Annotated in this window: 11 protein-coding genes and 2 tRNA genes; 7 read left to right on the forward strand and 6 right to left on the reverse strand. The window is 63.2% G+C overall.

Going from position 1 to position 15,849, the window contains the following annotated elements; translation table 11 throughout:
• Window positions 1–182 precede the first annotated feature (182 nt).
• The 6 genes from clpX (at window position 183) to BXE_RS10645 (ending at window position 7,001) form a co-directional block, all read left to right on the forward strand.
• A complete protein-coding gene (gene clpX / locus BXE_RS10620; RefSeq protein WP_011488302.1) occupies window positions 183–1,454 on the forward strand; it encodes an ATP-dependent Clp protease ATP-binding subunit ClpX in 1,272 nt (423 codons plus the stop codon).
• 203 nt (window positions 1,455–1,657) lie between these two features.
• Complete coding sequence (lon, locus tag BXE_RS10625; protein WP_007182008.1) at window positions 1,658–4,081, forward strand: endopeptidase La; 2,424 nt, start codon at window positions 1,658–1,660, stop codon at window positions 4,079–4,081.
• Between the two features lie 340 nt (window positions 4,082–4,421).
• A complete protein-coding gene (locus tag BXE_RS10630) occupies window positions 4,422–4,694 on the forward strand; it encodes an HU family DNA-binding protein (protein WP_007585907.1) in 273 nt (90 codons plus the stop codon).
• An 83-nt stretch (window positions 4,695–4,777) separates the two neighbouring features.
• Window positions 4,778–4,853: transfer RNA gene (locus BXE_RS10635), tRNA-Val, on the forward strand.
• A gap of 47 nt (window positions 4,854–4,900) precedes the next feature.
• A tRNA-Asp gene (locus BXE_RS10640) sits at window positions 4,901–4,977 on the forward strand.
• Between the two features lie 86 nt (window positions 4,978–5,063).
• A complete protein-coding gene (locus BXE_RS10645; RefSeq protein WP_011488303.1) occupies window positions 5,064–7,001 on the forward strand; it encodes a SurA N-terminal domain-containing protein in 1,938 nt (645 codons plus the stop codon).
• Between the two features lie 88 nt (window positions 7,002–7,089).
• Here the strand turns inward: BXE_RS10645 and BXE_RS10650 are convergent, their stop codons facing one another.
• Both BXE_RS10650 and BXE_RS10655 read right to left on the reverse strand, forming a co-directional pair.
• Window positions 7,090–7,431 carry a hypothetical protein gene (locus tag BXE_RS10650; protein WP_011488304.1) on the reverse strand — a complete coding sequence of 114 codons (342 nt, stop codon included), beginning with the start codon at window positions 7,429–7,431 and terminating at the stop codon, window positions 7,090–7,092.
• A 118-nt stretch (window positions 7,432–7,549) separates the two neighbouring features.
• A complete protein-coding gene (locus BXE_RS10655; RefSeq protein WP_171914662.1) occupies window positions 7,550–8,224 on the reverse strand; it encodes an arylesterase in 675 nt (224 codons plus the stop codon).
• A 28-nt stretch (window positions 8,225–8,252) separates the two neighbouring features.
• On the opposite strand from BXE_RS10655, the gene BXE_RS10660 reads away from it, so the two are divergent.
• On the forward strand, window positions 8,253–8,939 hold the full coding sequence (locus BXE_RS10660) for an ABC transporter ATP-binding protein (protein WP_007182003.1): 687 nt from the start codon (window positions 8,253–8,255) through the stop codon (window positions 8,937–8,939).
• Between the two features lie 171 nt (window positions 8,940–9,110).
• On the opposite strand, the gene pgi is transcribed toward BXE_RS10660, so the two are convergent.
• The 4 genes from pgi to BXE_RS10680 form a co-directional block, all read right to left on the reverse strand.
• Window positions 9,111–10,733: a glucose-6-phosphate isomerase gene (gene pgi, locus BXE_RS10665; protein WP_011488306.1), complete on the reverse strand. Its 1,623-nt coding sequence runs from the start codon at window positions 10,731–10,733 to the stop codon at window positions 9,111–9,113.
• Between the two features lie 234 nt (window positions 10,734–10,967).
• On the reverse strand, window positions 10,968–12,569 hold the full coding sequence (locus BXE_RS10670; RefSeq protein WP_011488307.1) for a bifunctional ADP-dependent NAD(P)H-hydrate dehydratase/NAD(P)H-hydrate epimerase: 1,602 nt from the start codon (window positions 12,567–12,569) through the stop codon (window positions 10,968–10,970).
• A gap of 172 nt (window positions 12,570–12,741) precedes the next feature.
• Entirely contained in the window at window positions 12,742–14,040 is a 1,299-nt protein-coding gene (locus tag BXE_RS10675) for an FAD-dependent oxidoreductase (RefSeq protein WP_011488308.1), read from the reverse strand.
• Window positions 14,041–14,306: 266 nt separating this feature from the next.
• Complete coding sequence (locus BXE_RS10680) at window positions 14,307–15,848, reverse strand: M35 family metallopeptidase (RefSeq protein WP_011488309.1); 1,542 nt, start codon at window positions 15,846–15,848, stop codon at window positions 14,307–14,309.
• Window position 15,849 lies beyond the last annotated feature (1 nt).

The raw sequence follows: 15,849 nt of genomic DNA on the forward strand, positions 1-15,849 counted from the left end.
TGGTGCGGTTTTGCCCCGAATTGGGGCGAAGCCGTCAACAGATCGATTGTGAAACAATCAAGACTCGTCCGAGCGCCTGCGGCAAACGCCGTCACCCTGGCTCAGCCCCTGCCGCGCCCAAACTGCGAGGTGGGGGCTAAACGGCGTATCATGTTATTGAGTGTCCGGAGGCTCACACATCTATGGCGGACAAGAAAGGTTCTAACAGCGAAAAGCTGTTGTATTGCTCGTTTTGCGGTAAGAGCCAGCATGAAGTCAAAAAACTGATTGCCGGCCCGTCGGTGTTCATCTGTGATGAATGTATCGACCTGTGCAACGAAATCATCCGTGATGAGGCTGCAGGTGCGGGCATCGAGGCGGGCTTGTCCAAGTCCGATCTGCCGAGTCCGCAGGAAATCCGTGAAATCCTCGACCAGTACGTGATCGGTCAGGAACGCGCGAAGAAAATTCTCGCGGTGGCGGTGTACAACCACTACAAGCGCCTGAAGCATCTCGACAAGAAGGACGAGATCGAACTGTCCAAGAGCAACATCCTGCTGATCGGCCCGACCGGTTCCGGCAAGACGCTGCTCGCGCAGACGCTCGCGCGCCTTCTGAACGTTCCGTTCGTGATTGCCGACGCAACCACGCTGACGGAAGCCGGCTACGTCGGCGAAGACGTCGAGAACATCATTCAGAAGCTGCTGCAAAACTGCAATTACGAAGTCGACAAGGCCCAGCGCGGCATTGTCTACATCGACGAAATCGACAAGATCAGCCGCAAGTCCGACAACCCGTCCATCACCCGCGATGTTTCGGGTGAGGGCGTGCAACAGGCTTTGCTCAAGCTGGTCGAGGGTACGATGGCGTCGGTGCCGCCGCAGGGCGGCCGTAAGCACCCGAATCAGGACTTTATCCAGGTCGATACCACCAACATTCTGTTCATTTGCGGTGGCGCGTTCGACGGGCTCGAAAAGGTCATCGTCGATCGTACCGAGAAGACCGGTATTGGCTTCGGCGCAAGTGTGAAGAGCAAGCAGGACCGCGACGCCGGCGAAGTGCTGCGCGAAGTGGAGCCGGAAGATCTGATCAAGTTCGGCCTGATTCCCGAGCTGATCGGCCGTCTGCCGGTGGTGGCCACGCTCGGCAAGCTCGACGAAGTCGCGTTGATGAAAATCCTCGTCGAACCGAAGAATGCGCTGGTGAAGCAGTACCACAAGCTGTTCAATATGGAGCGCGTGGAGCTTGAAATTCGCCCGGCCGCGCTGCAGGCTGTGGCGCGTAAGGCAATTCGTCGCAAGACGGGTGCTCGTGGTTTGCGCTCCATCCTGGAACAGGCGTTGCTTGATGTGATGTACGACCTGCCGCAAATGAAAGGCATTAGCAAGGTCATCATCGACGACAACGTTATTGACGGCGACGGCAAACCGCTACTGATCTACGAAGACGCGCCCAAGGTCGCGGGTTCGAACTGATCGGCTTTCGGGTTCTTGCAAAAAAAGCCGTTCATGGCAACGTGAACGGCTTTTTTCGTTTATCGTGTGGTCAGGATGGTTGTTTTCACTATGGAGTCACTGAACCTTCGGAGTCACTGAACTTTTCCCACACGCGGAGGCTTGCAATCTTTTCTGCTGGCCTCACCTATCGAACGAACTGATTCCACTCATGGGGAAATGAAATGTCAGGAACCCAACTCCTTCCGCCGGAACGCATTACGCTCCCGCTGCTCCCGCTGCGTGACGTAGTCGTTTTCCCGCACATGGTGATTCCGCTCTTCGTAGGCCGCCCGAAGTCGATCAAGGCTCTCGAAGCAGCGATGGAAGGCGGCAAGCACATCATGCTCGTCGCCCAGAAAACGGCTGCGAAAGATGAGCCGACCGAAAAGGACATGTACGAAGTAGGATGCGTTGCTAACATCCTGCAAATGCTCAAGCTGCCCGATGGCACCGTCAAGGTGCTCGTCGAAGGCTTGCAGCGCGCGAAAACGCTTTCCATCGAAGAACAGGAAACGCAGTTCTCGTGCGAAGTCATGCCGCTCGAACCCGACCACGCCGACAGCGCTGAAACCGAAGCGCTGCGCCGCGCGATCGTGTCGCAGTTCGACCAGTATGTGAAGCTGAACAAGAAGATCCCGCCGGAGATCCTGACGTCGCTGTCGGGGATCGACGAGGCCGGGCGTCTGGCCGACACGATCGCGGCGCATCTGCCGCTCAAGCTCGACCAGAAGCAGCACATCCTCGAAATGTTCCCGGTCATCGAGCGGCTCGAGCATCTGCTCGCGCAACTCGAAGCCGAGATCGACATCCTGCAGGTCGAAAAGCGCATCCGCGGGCGTGTCAAACGCCAGATGGAGAAGAGCCAGCGCGAGTACTACCTGAACGAACAGGTCAAGGCGATTCAGAAGGAACTCGGCGAAGGCGAGGAAGGTGCGGATCTCGAAGAACTCGAGAAGCGCATCACGGCTGCCCGCATGCCGAAGGAAGCCAAGAAGAAGGCCGACGCCGAGCTGAAAAAGCTCAAGCTGATGTCGCCGATGTCGGCTGAAGCCACCGTCGTGCGCAACTATATCGACACGCTGATCGGCTTGCCGTGGCGCAAGAAGAGCAAGGTCAACAACGACCTCTCGAATGCGGAACGCGTACTCGACGAAGACCACTTCGGTCTCGAGAAAGTGAAGGAACGCATTCTCGAGTATCTCGCGGTCCAGCAACGTGTCGACAAGGTCAAGGCGCCGATCCTGTGCCTCGTTGGGCCTCCGGGTGTCGGTAAGACGTCGCTGGGTCAGTCGATCGCTCGCGCCACGAATCGCAAGTTCGTGCGTATGGCGCTTGGTGGCGTGCGCGACGAAGCCGAGATTCGCGGTCACCGTCGTACGTACATTGGTTCGATGCCCGGCAAGATTCTGCAAAGCCTGACCAAGGTCGGCGTGCGCAATCCGCTCTTCCTGCTCGACGAAGTCGACAAGATGGGCCAGGATTTCCGCGGCGATCCGTCTTCGGCTCTGCTGGAAGTGCTCGATCCGGAACAGAACCATACGTTCGCCGATCACTACGTCGAAGTCGACTTCGATCTCTCGGACGTGATGTTCGTGGCGACGTCGAACTCGCTGAACATTCCGCCGCCGTTGCTCGACCGGATGGAAGTGATCCGTCTGTCGGGTTACACGGAAGACGAGAAGGTCAGCATCGCGCAACGTTATCTTTTGCCCAAACAGAAGAAGAACAACGGCCTCAAGGATGGCGAGGTCGATGTGACGGAAACCGCGATCCGCGACATCATTCGCTACTACACGCGTGAAGCGGGCGTGCGTTCGCTCGAGCGTGAAATTTCGAAGATCTGCCGCAAGGTCGTGAAGATGCTTCTGCTGAAGAAGGCGGAAGGCGCGGTGAAGGTGGACGGCAGCAACCTCGACACGTTCCTCGGCGTGCGCAAGTACGACTTCGGTCTGGCTGCGAAGGAAAATCAGGTTGGCCAGGTCACGGGTCTCGCGTGGACGGAAGTGGGCGGCGATCTGCTGACCATTGAAGCCGCGGTGATGCCGGGCAAGGGCAACGTGATCCGCACGGGTTCGCTCGGCGACGTGATGAAGGAATCGGTCGAGGCAGCACGCTCGGTGGTCCGTTCGCGCTCGCGTCGTCTCGGCATCAAGGACGAAGCGTTCGAGAAGCAGGACATTCACATCCACGTGCCGGAAGGCGCGACGCCGAAAGACGGCCCGTCTGCCGGTATCGCGATGACGACCGCGCTGGTGTCGGTGCTGACCGGCATTCCGGTGCGTGCCGACGTCGCGATGACGGGCGAAATCACGTTGCGTGGCGAAGTTCTGCCGATCGGCGGCCTGAAGGAAAAGCTGCTGGCGGCGCATCGCGGCGGCATCAAGCTGGTGCTGATTCCGGAAGAAAACGTCAAGGACTTGACGGAGATTCCGGACAACGTGAAGAACGCCATCGAAATCGTGCCGGTCCGCTGGGTCGACAAGGTGCTCGAACTCGCGCTCGAACGTGTGCCGTCGGCGTTGCCGGATGAAGAGCCGAAGCCTGCTGCGCCGGTTGCAGCGGAGCCGGGCAAAGACGCCGCAGCAACAGAGGTGGTGAAGCACTAGGACGGTCAGCAACGAAGCTGTTTGCTGCAAAGAACCCGCGGTCACGGCCGCGGGTTTTTTCTTGTCCGCTCTCCATTTCCGCAAAGCGTCCGCGAGGCACGCTTCCCACCTATTGAGCAAAGCCTTGGTGCGTGCGCCGATTGGTTGCATGCACACCGATTTACCGCAACATCCGGTTATAGGAAGCCCCCTCCAAAACCGCCCGACTCAGGCTCAACCCCGCTTGACACAAGGGTTTCGGCCAATTCTAATGGGTGCGCCCGGCGTTGCCCGCCGGCCGTGTGATGCCAGGCGCTACAGAGCGCCGTCACGATTGCCATAAACATTCTCGGGGGTTGGAATGAACAAGACGGAATTGATCGATCACATTGCACAGCAAGCCGACATTTCGAAGGCAGCGGCAGGCCGTGCACTCGACGCTGTGATCGGTGGTGTCAAAGGCACGTTGAAGAAGGGCGGTTCCGTGACGTTGGTCGGTTTCGGCACGTTCGCGGTGGGCAAGCGTACCGCGCGCACGGGGCGCAATCCGCGCACTGGCGCCGCGATCAAGATCAAGGCGGCCAAGGTCCCTAAATTTAGGCCTGGCAAAGCTCTGAAGGATGCGCTAAACTAATGGGCTTGCTGCTTGACGAATGTTGATTGCAGATCGATTGACAGAATCAGGCAGTAGAGCCGGAGCAGGCTGAATCATGAAACGGGTGCTTAGCTCAGTTGGTAGAGCGGCGCCCTTACAAGGCGTAGGTCGGGAGTTCGAGCCTCTCAGCACCCACCAGTTTCAGATTCGGCTGAATGTTCCAGCGCAGCTTCATTGCAGTATAAGGAGTGGTAGTTCAGTCGGTTAGAATACCGGCCTGTCACGCCGGGGGTCGCGGGTTCGAGTCCCGTCCACTCCGCCAGTATCCTCGAAAGGCGAACTCCGGTTCGCCTTTTTTGTTGCCCGCTGTTGTAAGATCGGGCGTTCTGTTTTTGGCACTCCTCACGCATGCTCGATTTTTTCCGCAATCACAAACGCCTGATGATGTTCATGCTCATCCTCGTCATTGTGCCGGGGTTGGGTTTTGTGGGTATTCAGGGCTTCCGCGGCTTCTTTGACGAAAGTGCAAACGTCGCGAGCGTCAACGGTCACAAGATCACTCGCGCAGAATACGACGACGCAATGCGTCAGCAGCTCGACCGCGCCCGTCAGATGCTCGGCGCGCAGTTCGACATGAAGTCGTTCGACACGCCGGAGCGCCGTAGCCAGATGCTCGACGGTCTGATCGAGCAACGCGTGCTGGCCGACGAAACACAGCGCCTGCATCTGACCGCTTCCGACGACGCCGTGCGCCGCGTGCTGCTCAACGATCCGGTGATCTCGTCGCTGAAGAATCCTGACGGCACGATCGACGTCGACCGTTACAAGCAGTTGCTCGCCATGCAGGGCATGACGCCCGACCAGTACGACGAACGCGTGCGCTACAGCATCGCCACGCAGCAGTTGCCGGCCAGCATTCAAGGTAGCGCGTTCACGTCGAAGACCCTCGCGCAGCATCTGACCGAGCTCGCTGAACAGCAGCGCGAAGTGCAGGGCATCGCGTTCCATCCGCGCGACTACGCGGCAAAGGTGCAGCCCACGGACGCGCAACTGCAAGCGTATTACGACGCGCATCGCAACGACTTCGCCACGCCGGCTACCGCAACGATCCAGTATCTCGTGATGTCGCCGGCAACGCTCGCCGCTTCCGTGCAGCCTGGCGACGCCGATCTGAAAAAGTACTACGACGACAACATCGCGCACTACCGCGTCGAGGGTCAGGTGCGTGCGAGCCACATCCTGATCGCGGCGCCGAAAGACGCGAGCGCGGCCGACAAGGCCAAGGCGAAGCAGAAGGCCGAGGAATTGCTCGCACAGATCAAGGCACATCCGGATCAGTTCGCGCAGATCGCGCAGCAGAATTCGCAGGATCCGGGTTCGGCCTCGAAGGGCGGCGATCTGGGTTACTTCGGCCGCGGCATGATCGCAGGCGGCCAGGCGTTCGACGACGCGGTGTTCGCATTGAAGAAAGACGAAGTCAGCGGCATCGTGCAGACCGACTTCGGCTATCACATCGTCAAGGTGACGGACGTGAAGCCGGCCGTCACGAAGCCGTTCGACGAAGTGAAAGATCAGATCTCGAAAGACCTGAAGACGCAGTTGGCAAGCAAGGCTTTCACCGACGATTCGGAAGGCTTCACATCGATCGTCTACGAAAAGGCGAAGAGCCTTCAGCCGGCTGCCGACAAGTACAAGCTGCAATTGCAGACCGCCACGGTCACGCCGCAGCCGGACCCGAAGCTCGCGCCTGACAGCCCGCTGAACAACGCCAAGTTTCTCGCCGCGGTGTTCGCGAGCGACGCGGTGACGGCTCACAACAACACGCAGGCTATCGACGTCGGCGGTAACACGTTGATCGCGGCCCGCGTGATCGACTACAAGGCCGCAGCCGTGCCGTCGCTCGACGCCGTCAAGGACGCCGTACGGCAGAAGGTCATCGCGGTTCAATCGGACGAAGCGGCTCACAAAGACGGCGCCGCCAAACTCGCCGAGTTCGAAAAGTCGAAGTCGACCGCAGGCTTCTCCTCGCCGCTGAAGGTATCGCGTAACGACGCGCAGGGCGTGCCGCCGGCCGCATTGAGTGCAATCTACAAGGTGGACGCGCAGAAATTGCCGGCCTATGTCGGCGTGGACCTCGGTGACGACGGCTATGCGATCTATCGCGTGAACGCGGTGGTGGCAGGCGCGGCGGTGGATCCGCAGCGTCTGGCCGCTGCGCAGCAGCAGATCGCGCAGGTCGATGCGCAGTCCGAAGCAGAGGCGTATCTCCAGGCGCTGCGCGCGCGTTCGAAGGTGAAGTTCTATGGCTCGCTCGATAGCAGCAACGCGCAGGCGAGCAGCGAGTAAAATCGCGCAAACGCAAAAAAGCCCCGCAAATTGCGGGGCTTTTTACATTTGACGAGTGCAAGCTCGTCAAACGGCTTGCCGCAGCGCGTTACAGGCAGCCGCTGATTGCACCGGTGGCGTCGCTACCCGCTGCGCCGTTCCCGCGAAAGCCGACCCACGTGCCCTTGCCGGTGTACGAAGGACGTACGACCGCGGCGGCGCCGTTAGGCGGCTGCTGGCCTGGAACATACACATCCATTGCCTGATCGTTAGCCAGCGTGTCTTGCGACACGACTTGCTGTTGCGAACTGTCTGCCCACTTCTGCGCGATGCAGGTGGCGACAGCCTTCGGCGGTTGCTGGCTTTGACCAACGGATTGAACGCCAGCGGGCGGTTGAGCGGCGCAGGCAGAAATTGCCACGGTCAAAGCGATTAACGGTAAATATTTCACGTTATCTCCTCAAAAGTCGCTCAAAATCGAGCCGGGTTACACGGGATTACGAAAGTGTCGTATAGACCTTACCGATCCGTGTTCCCGAAGTTCTGGAAACAAGTTGTTAGCAGGCTTTTCAGTGCGGCGAACTTGTGCGAAGGAGTGGCTTGACTGCGGGCCACACGTTGTTGAGTAGCACTGGCTGTGCCTGCTGGGTGGGATGAATCTGATCGGCCTGGAACATGTCAGGCTTGTCGGCAATGCCGGCGAGCAGAAACGGCACGAGCGGCACGCGCAGCTGCTTTGACAACTCGCCATACAGGCCGTGGAACTTTTGCGTATAGTCGGGGCCGTAATTAGGCGGCACATACATGCCCACCAGTACCACCTTCGCGTGACCTTGCTGAGCCTGCTCGATGATCGTGCGCAGGTTGTCTTCGGTAGTGGAGAGCGGTACGCCGCGCAAGGCGTCGTTGGCGCCGAGTTCGACGATCACGATGCTCGGCTTCAACCGTTGCATGAGCGCGGGCAAGCGGGCTCGTCCGCCGCTCGTGGTGTCGCCGCTGATGCTTGCATTGGCGACGCTATAATCGATTCGCTCGTCGGTGAGGCGCTGGCGCATCAACGCAACCCAGCCAGTGTCACGGGGCAAGCCGTATTCGGCGGAGATGCTGTCGCCGAGCACGACGATCACCGGCCTGGCCGGTTCGGGTGCATTGGCGGCCCGGGCCGCGAAGCTCGCTGAAAACAGGGTGGCGGCCATCACGGCACAGCCGCATGCCGTTGTCAGCGCCGTGGCGTGAGACGTCATGGCACGCACTTTCAACCTACGCTTCACCATGCTAAACAAAACTGATCCAGTCATTGAAGTGCGGGGTTTGTGCAAGAAGGTTAAGGATGCAACGGGCGAGCTGACGATTCTCGACGACATCGATCTTGCTATCGCTGCCGGCAGCAGTGTGGCGATCGTCGGTGCATCCGGGTCGGGCAAGTCTACGCTGCTGGGCTTGCTCGCAGGATTGGACAGCGCGAGTTCGGGCTCGGTTCGGCTGCTCGGCCGCGAACTGGGTGAACTGAACGAAGACGAGCGCGCCGCATTACGCAGCGGCTCGGTCGGCTTCGTGTTCCAGTCGTTTCAACTGATGCCGCATCTGACCGCGCTCGAAAACGTCACATTGCCGCTGGAACTGCAAGGCGGCATCAGTACCCGCGAGGCTGCAACGCGTGCGCGCGGCTTGCTGGAGCAGGTGGGACTCGGCAAGCGTACCGGTCATTATCCGAAGCTGCTGTCCGGTGGCGAGCAGCAACGCGTGGCGCTTGCGCGCGCATTCGTCACGCATCCGGCCATCCTGTTCGCCGACGAGCCGACCGGCAGTCTGGATGCCGCTACCGGCCACGCGGTGATCGATCTGATGTTCGAGATGAACCGCGCGAACGGTGCCACGTTGATTCTCGTCACGCATGACATCGAACTGGCACGCCGCTGCGATACGACGGTGACGATCGAGGCGGGTCGTCTCGTGTGAACGCGACGCGGCGCCCCTTGAGTTGAGTGTCGCAACCAGAGCCGGGCGGGCCGCAAGAGCCCGCGCTTTTTCAATCCGGGCTCGCCTCGCCGGCAGATCAGCGGGCCAGGCGGGCTCAGCGCAGGTTCAGCATAGACTCAAGCGGCGCGAATCACCGCGCCGCCGGCATAGTCACTTCTTCAACGCGGCGCGTGCCCGGGCAATCAACGCTGACGTCGACGAGTCATGCTTCTTCTCATCGACGCTCGGCGCTGTCAGATCGGCCTCGACCACTTTGCCGAGAATCTTGCCCAATTCCACGCCCCATTGATCGAACGGATTGATGTCCCACACCGACGCCTGCACCAGCACCTTGTGCTCGTACAGCGCGATCAAAGCGCCGAGCGAACGCGCGGTCAGTGCGTCGACGAGCAGCGTGCTGGTGGGACGATTCCCCGGAAACACCAGGTGCGGCGCCAGCTCCGGCTTGTCCGCGCCGGCCACTTTCTTCGCTTCCTCGAGCGTGCGGCCGAGCATCAGCGCTTCACTCTGCGCGAAGCAGTTGGCGAGCAGCTTCGGATGATGACTGACGAGCGGATGCTCCGGCGTCAACACGGCGATGAAGTCGATCGGCACGATCGTCGGGCCCTGATGCAGCATCTGGAAGAACGCATGCTGGCCGTTCGTGCCCGGTTCGCCCCACGTCACGGCGGCGGTCGGATAGTCGACCATTACGCCGTCGAGACGCGCCGACTTGCCGTTGCTCTCCATTTCGAGCTGTTGCAGATACGACGGCAGGAAATGCAGCGCTTCCGAATACGGCGCGACCAGGTAGCTTTGCGAGCCGAAGAAGTTGCGATACCAGATGCCGATCATGCCGAGCAGCACCGGCAGATTCTTCTCGAGCGGCGCGTCGCGGAAATGCTGGTCCATCTCATTGGCGCCGGCGAGCAGTTCGCCGAACTGCTGCGGTCCGACCGCGATCATGATCGACAGACCCACCGCCGACCACAACGAGTAACGCCCGCCAACCCAGTCCCACATCTCGAACACGTTTTCTTTCGCGATGCCGAACTTGACCACTTCCGCGGGATTGGCCGACACGCCGACGAAGTGTTTCGCCAGCGCGCTTTCCGGGCAGCCTTTCTCGACGAACCAGTCACGCAGCGAGCGCGCGTTGGTCATGGTTTCGAGCGTGGTGAAAGTCTTGGAGACGATGATTGCGAGCGTTTCTTCGGGATCGATCTGCTGCATCACGTTGTAAAGATCGGCGCCGTCGACGTTCGACACGAAATGCGTGGTGATCTCCGGCGTGGCCAGATGATGCAGCGCGTGCACGACCATCTTCGGCCCGAGGTCCGAGCCGCCGATGCCGATGTTCACCACGTAGCGGATCCGCTTGCCGGTATAGCCTTTCCACTCGCCGCTGCGCACCTGGTCGGCGAACGCGGCCATCCTGGCGCGCTCGGCCTGCACCTGGTCGTAGAACGGCGCTTTCGGGTCGGTGGCGCGCAGGGCCGTGTGCAGCGCGGCGCGGCCTTCGGTCGGGTTGACGACTGCACCCGCGAACATCGCGTCGCGGCGTTTCTCGACGCCGGCTTCGCGCGCGAGTTGCACGAGCAGTTTCAGGGTTTCGTCGGTGATGCGGTTCTTCGAGAAATCGGCCGCGAGACCGCCGCCCGCGAACGCAAAGCGTTCGGCACGGGTAGGGGCGGGATCGTTCTCGGGGGCGAACCAGTCGCGCATGTGCGCATCGCGAATCTTTTCGTAATGCGTTTGCAGCGAGGACCAGGAGGGGAGCGAGTTCTGCGTCATAGCGTCCGTCTAGCGAAGGGGCACGAAGAAAGGCGCGCGCGTGAAGCGCTGCCGAGGATGATGCAACGATGCTGTTAGAGCGATGCCGCGCAGCCGGGTTCGCCGCGGGCGGCGACGAAACTTCGCCGTCTCCCGGGCTGGCTCCGACGCGCAGCGCAGTCAGTCAGTATAGCGGCGTTGCGTGACAGCGGGCAGCGCTTTGGAGGGGCTGCCCACAGGTTGGGACGCAGCGCTTCAGCAGTCCGCCGCCGGATAGAACAGACGGTTCAGCAAGGTGCGCACCATCGGCGCCAGTTCGCCCGCGGTCAGGCCGGCGGGACCGTGGCCTTGCGCGCTCAACGTGTCGGCGGCGAGGCCGTGCAGATAGACGCCCGCGAGCGCCGCTTCGTAGCGCGGCAGACGCTGCGCGAGCAGGGCGCCGATGATGCCGCCGAGCACGTCGCCGGTGCCGCCCGTCGCGAGCGCGGCGTTGCCGGTCGGATTGATCGCGAGGCGGCCGTCCGGTGCCGCGACGACGGTGCCGGTGCCTTTCAGGACCACTACACTGGCAAAGCGCGCGGCGAGCGCGCGTGCCGCGGTGAGGCGGTCGCGCTGCACGCCCGGCGCGTCGGTGCCGAGCAGGCGCGCGGCTTCGAGCGGATGCGGCGTGAGGATGCACGGATCGCCTTGCACGCCGCGCGCGGTGACTTCGGCGGCGAGCGCGGGGTCTTTCGAGATCAGGTTCAACGCGTCCGCGTCGAACAGCTTGGGCACGTAGAGGTGCAGCACGTCGTGCATCACACGCGTGGCCCGCTCGCGATGACCCATGCCGCAGCCGACTGCGAGCGCGTCCATGTGATCGAGCGGCAGATCGTCGATCGCATGCAGCATGAGTTCGGGATGCGGTGGATCGTAGGGCGGGGCGCCTTCGCCCAGTAGCGCGACGTGCACCTTGCCCGCGCCGGTATAAAGCGCCGCGCGCGAAGCGAGAATCGGCGCGCCGCACATGCCGGTGTCGCCGCCCACCACGGCAAGGCTGCCGAAGCTGCCCTTGTTGGTCGCGAAATCGCGCGGCGGCAGGAACGCGGCGAAGAGCTCGGGCGCGTTGAGCTGCACGGCCGTGCGGCCGCGGGTGTCGACGCCGATCGGCGCGACCGTGACGGCGCCCGCGAGGTCGCGGCCTTGCGCTGTAAACAGCCCCGGCTTGGCGCCGATGAAGGTGATGGTATGGGTGGCATGGACGGCGGCGCCCTCGCCAATGACATTGCCATTGCCCACCGCCGTGCCGGTGTCGCTGTCGAGCCCGCTCGGTACGTCGAGCGCCAGCACGCCGCCTTTGCGGGGCCGTGCTTGGGTCCGTTGCGAGAGCCGGCGGGCGACGTCCGCGAACACGCCTTCGAGCGGACGTGTCAGGCCGATGCCGAACATGCCGTCCACGAGCCACGTGTAGTCGTCGAGCGACGCGGGCACCGCGGCGCCGATCGCGACGCCCGCCGCGCGGGCTGTTTCGAGCGCCCAGCGCGCGTCGTCCGGTTTCACTTCGACCGGCATGCACAGTTCGACGGCAATCCCGGCTCTGTGCAGTTCCGTCGCGAGCACCAGCGCGTCGCCGCCGTTGTTGCCCGGCCCGGCGATGAGCCACACCTTGTGCCGCGATTTTTCGATCGAGATGTCGCGGGTGATCTGCTCCTGCAGGAAGCTCGCCGCCGATTTCCCGGCGCGAGACATCAGCGTGTGTTTGGGCAGCGTTGCCTGCGCCTGGGATTCGGCGATCCGCAAATCGGTCAGCGTCAGTAAAGGCAAGGCGCGATTGTGCGGGCTGATAAGCGTCGGCGGCGTGGGGTCGGCTTCTGTCATGGCGGGCTCGGCGGTTCACCTGGAGCCAGGTGAGAAAGCTTGGGAATCGCTATGGTAGTGCCGATAGGCGCCCGGCGGGGTCTCTTGCGGGCAGCGTGTGCATGGGGCCGTCCCCGAGGCATCCATAAAACAAAAAGCCCCTTCCGTCACCGGCGGGGCCTTGGGATTGGTTTCAACGGAAGCGATCCGCGCGCAGGGCGGCCAGCGTGTCTGCGGGAAGCTCGGGCGCGCTGCCCGAAATCAGGTCGGCAACCAGTTTGCCCGATCCGCAGGCGAGACCCCAGCCCGCGGGGCCGTGGCCGATATTGACGAAAAGGCGCGGATGAAGCGCATTGCCGATCACCGGCAAGCCGTCCGGCGACAGTAGTTTGGCGCCTTCCCACGGCAGCGCCGCCGAGATTCGCGCGGCGCCCGGAATCCAGTCGTGCGTGGCCTGGCCGAGCAGCGCGAGGGCTTCTTTCGTCACCGCTTCGCCCAGCGGCTTGTCGATCTGGCCGGCGCTTTGCAGAACCGCGCCGCCCGCGATCCGCAGGCGATGGTTCATCCGGCTGATCGCGATCCGCTTCACCGCGTCCACGATGGCGACGTGCGGCGCGCATTCCTCGTGCGCGATCGGTGCCACCAGCGTGTGCAGGCGCAGCGGATGCAGCGGCAGGCGCAAGCCGAGGCGCTCGAGCAGCGCCAGGCTGCCGTGGCCGGCGGCCACGACCACCGCGTCGGCGTGGATCACGTCGACTTCGCGCGAGCGGGATGCCGCGCCCGGCCGCGGCGCCAGCTCCACCGCGGCGCGCTGGCCTTCCAGGCGGATCGACGCGACTTCGCAGCCCAGCATGAACTGGACGTCGCCCTGGGTATCCAGTGTCTGCTTGATGAGCTTCGTGAACAGCGGGCAGTTGGCCGTGCGCTCTTGGTCGAACAGCACGCCGCCGGCGAATGCCGGCTCGGTGCGCACGGAATGCTCGAACGCGGCGCATTGTTCGGGAGTCAACTCGTGGTGCGGCACTTCGAAGAGCCGCAGCAGCCCGAGGGCCGGCCGCAACTGCTGCCACTCCTGTTCGGTACGGACCAGATAGAGCACGCCGCTCGCCTGTTCGAACTCCAGCCCGAAGCGCGCTTCCATGTCCGCGAGGGTGTCGCGCGAGAGCTCGATCAGCGGTCGCAGCAGTCCGTATTGATGGCCGAAGGCGTTGGGCTCCTGCAACTCGGCGAGCTGTTTGACCAGCTGGCGCGCCGGCCCGTTGAAGCCGGCTTTGTTGACTATGCCGTTTTTGGCGTTCTGACGGCTGGCCATGAAAGTCGGGCCGAACCAGACGTCCAGCGGGGTCGGCAGGACGGTGCCGCTGTGTCCATAGGTCGCGCCCTGCGCGACAGTGGCGTGGCGCTCGACGACGCATACCCGGTGGCCGGCCGCGCGCAGTTGATAAGCGGTGGCGACGCCCGCAATCCCGCCGCCGATGACGATGACATCCATGTTCTGATTCGATTTGCCGACGGGACGCCGAAGCGGCGCATTCCCGTTGAGCGTGACATGCGGCGCGTTGCCCGGCCTGACGAGGCCGCTCGCGCCGATCTGGTGAAAGGGCGAATGATAGCAGTCAAACCGGCCACGCGGCCACGCGGACAGCGTGCCGGTCCGTCCGCGGCCGACGCGAGCCGAGGAGACGGAAGCGCGCGGGTTGCGGCGTCGTTTCCCGTGGTCCGTCGCGGCCGCGGCGAGGGCCGGTGCCGCTCAGAGGCTCATGCCGTCGCCTGCGCGCGAATGAACATGCCGTAGTTTTCGGCGTTGTCGGTGGCCATGTCGCTGTTCCGTTGCGCGAGCCCGGCGACGGCGGCCGGACCATACAGGTGGTCCCTGGTGTTGCCGATGTACGGGAAATGGCTCAGTTCGTGAGCGATCGTCGCTTCCGGAGTGTTGGCGCCGAAGGCGTGATCGAAGAAGTGCGGCTTCAGATTGATCTGATGAGGTGAACCGGGTTGCACGTGCGCCAGCTCCGAGTCGTCATGCGGCGCACCGAGGACGAAGGTGAACCGGTCGTGCGACATGGCGTGCTGCATGCGGGTGAAGACCTGCTCGACTTTCTGCACGTTCCGCTGAGTCGGGCTGCCGAACCAGCGCGCAAAGTTGCCGTCCGGATGACCGGATTCGAGCTTGTCGAGCGCGCTGTCGATCATGCGTTTCACGTGTTGATAGGCGCGGGTCACGATGCCGCCTTGCGCCGGCGTGAAGCCGATCATCCCCGGCGTCCGCGCGGTGCCGGGGGCGGGTTGATCGTAGTCGGTATCGCCGCTGTTGTCGTCGGGCGCCTGGATGTCGCCGCTATCGCCGCCCGTGGGTGTTGATGGCTGGCCCTCGTTATCGCCGATGGGTGCGGAGGTTTGGCCGCCGCCGTCGCCGTCAGGCGCGGAGAGTTGACCGCCGCCGTTGCCGATAGGCGCGAAGAGTTGACCACCGCCGTTGCCTGCGGGCCCGGAGGGTTGACCGCCGCCGCCGATCGGCGCCGAGGGTTGTCCGCCACTGCCGCCGATGGGCGCGACAGGCCGCCCAGCATCCCCGCCGCCGCCAGGTGTCGACGGCTCGCTGCCGCCGTTGCCATTACCCGGGAGCGGCGATGACGCCGGAGCGCCGCCGGCCACGGGTCGAGGCATCGGGCGTCCGTTCTGGCCCGCGTGTCCGGGGGAGAGACCGTGGGTCCTCATCGACGTCGGCAGGTTGTCGTGCTTTTTGTGCCAGACGATTCGTTTGTGCTTGCCTTGCGCATCCCAGATGTCCAGGACGTGCTTGCCGCTCGCGTCCCAGACTTCATGGATGTGTTTGCCTTTCGCATCCCAGATGTCAAGCACGTGCTTGCCGTTCGCGTCGCACGTCTCGTGCAGGTGTTTGCCATCCGCTTCCCACGTGTCGCGAATGCGCGTGCCGTCGGCGCCCACGCTGTCGCGGGTGTGCCGCCCATCCGCCTCCCACGTGTCGCGAACCGGATTGCCGTTGGCGTCCTTGCTCTCCCGAACGCGCTTACCCGCACCGTCCACCGTATATGTCGCCGCTTTGCCGCCGGTGCGCTCGATCGGGTCAGCCAGGCCTCCGACCCTCGGCGCCCGGCCGGGCACCTTGCCGAGTGGCGGCGAGGCCGGCACATTGCCGATCGGCGCACGCGGTGTCCCGTCCGTCGCATGAATGCGTGGCGACGGACGCGCGGGTGCTGCAGCCATGCCCCACGGAGGCTGCATCAAGGCCAGCGGATGCGAAGTCTGATGGGTACTGCCATAGCGGTTCACGTTCATG

Source organism: Paraburkholderia xenovorans LB400, assembly GCF_000013645.1.
Classification (GTDB): Bacteria; Pseudomonadota; Gammaproteobacteria; order Burkholderiales; family Burkholderiaceae; genus Paraburkholderia; species Paraburkholderia xenovorans.

Excerpts from the sequence above, each read along its gene's own strand:
- BXE_RS10680 (WP_011488309.1), bottom strand. The coding sequence starts at position 15,848 with ATGAACGTGAACCGCTATGGCAGTACCCATCAGACTTCGCATCCGCTG.
- clpX (WP_011488302.1), top strand. The coding sequence starts at position 183 with ATGGCGGACAAGAAAGGTTCTAACAGCGAAAAGCTGTTGTATTGCTCG.
- BXE_RS10675 (WP_011488308.1), bottom strand. The coding sequence starts at position 14,040 with ATGGATGTCATCGTCATCGGCGGCGGGATTGCGGGCGTCGCCACCGCT.
- BXE_RS10655 (WP_171914662.1), bottom strand. The coding sequence starts at position 8,224 with ATGACGTCTCACGCCACGGCGCTGACAACGGCATGCGGCTGTGCCGTG.
- lon (WP_007182008.1), top strand. The coding sequence starts at position 1,658 with ATGTCAGGAACCCAACTCCTTCCGCCGGAACGCATTACGCTCCCGCTG.
- BXE_RS10670 (WP_011488307.1), bottom strand. The coding sequence starts at position 12,569 with ATGACAGAAGCCGACCCCACGCCGCCGACGCTTATCAGCCCGCACAAT.
- BXE_RS10660 (WP_007182003.1), top strand. The coding sequence starts at position 8,253 with ATGCTAAACAAAACTGATCCAGTCATTGAAGTGCGGGGTTTGTGCAAG.
- BXE_RS10645 (WP_011488303.1), top strand. The coding sequence starts at position 5,064 with ATGCTCGATTTTTTCCGCAATCACAAACGCCTGATGATGTTCATGCTC.
- BXE_RS10630 (WP_007585907.1), top strand. The coding sequence starts at position 4,422 with ATGAACAAGACGGAATTGATCGATCACATTGCACAGCAAGCCGACATT.
- pgi (WP_011488306.1), bottom strand. The coding sequence starts at position 10,733 with ATGACGCAGAACTCGCTCCCCTCCTGGTCCTCGCTGCAAACGCATTAC.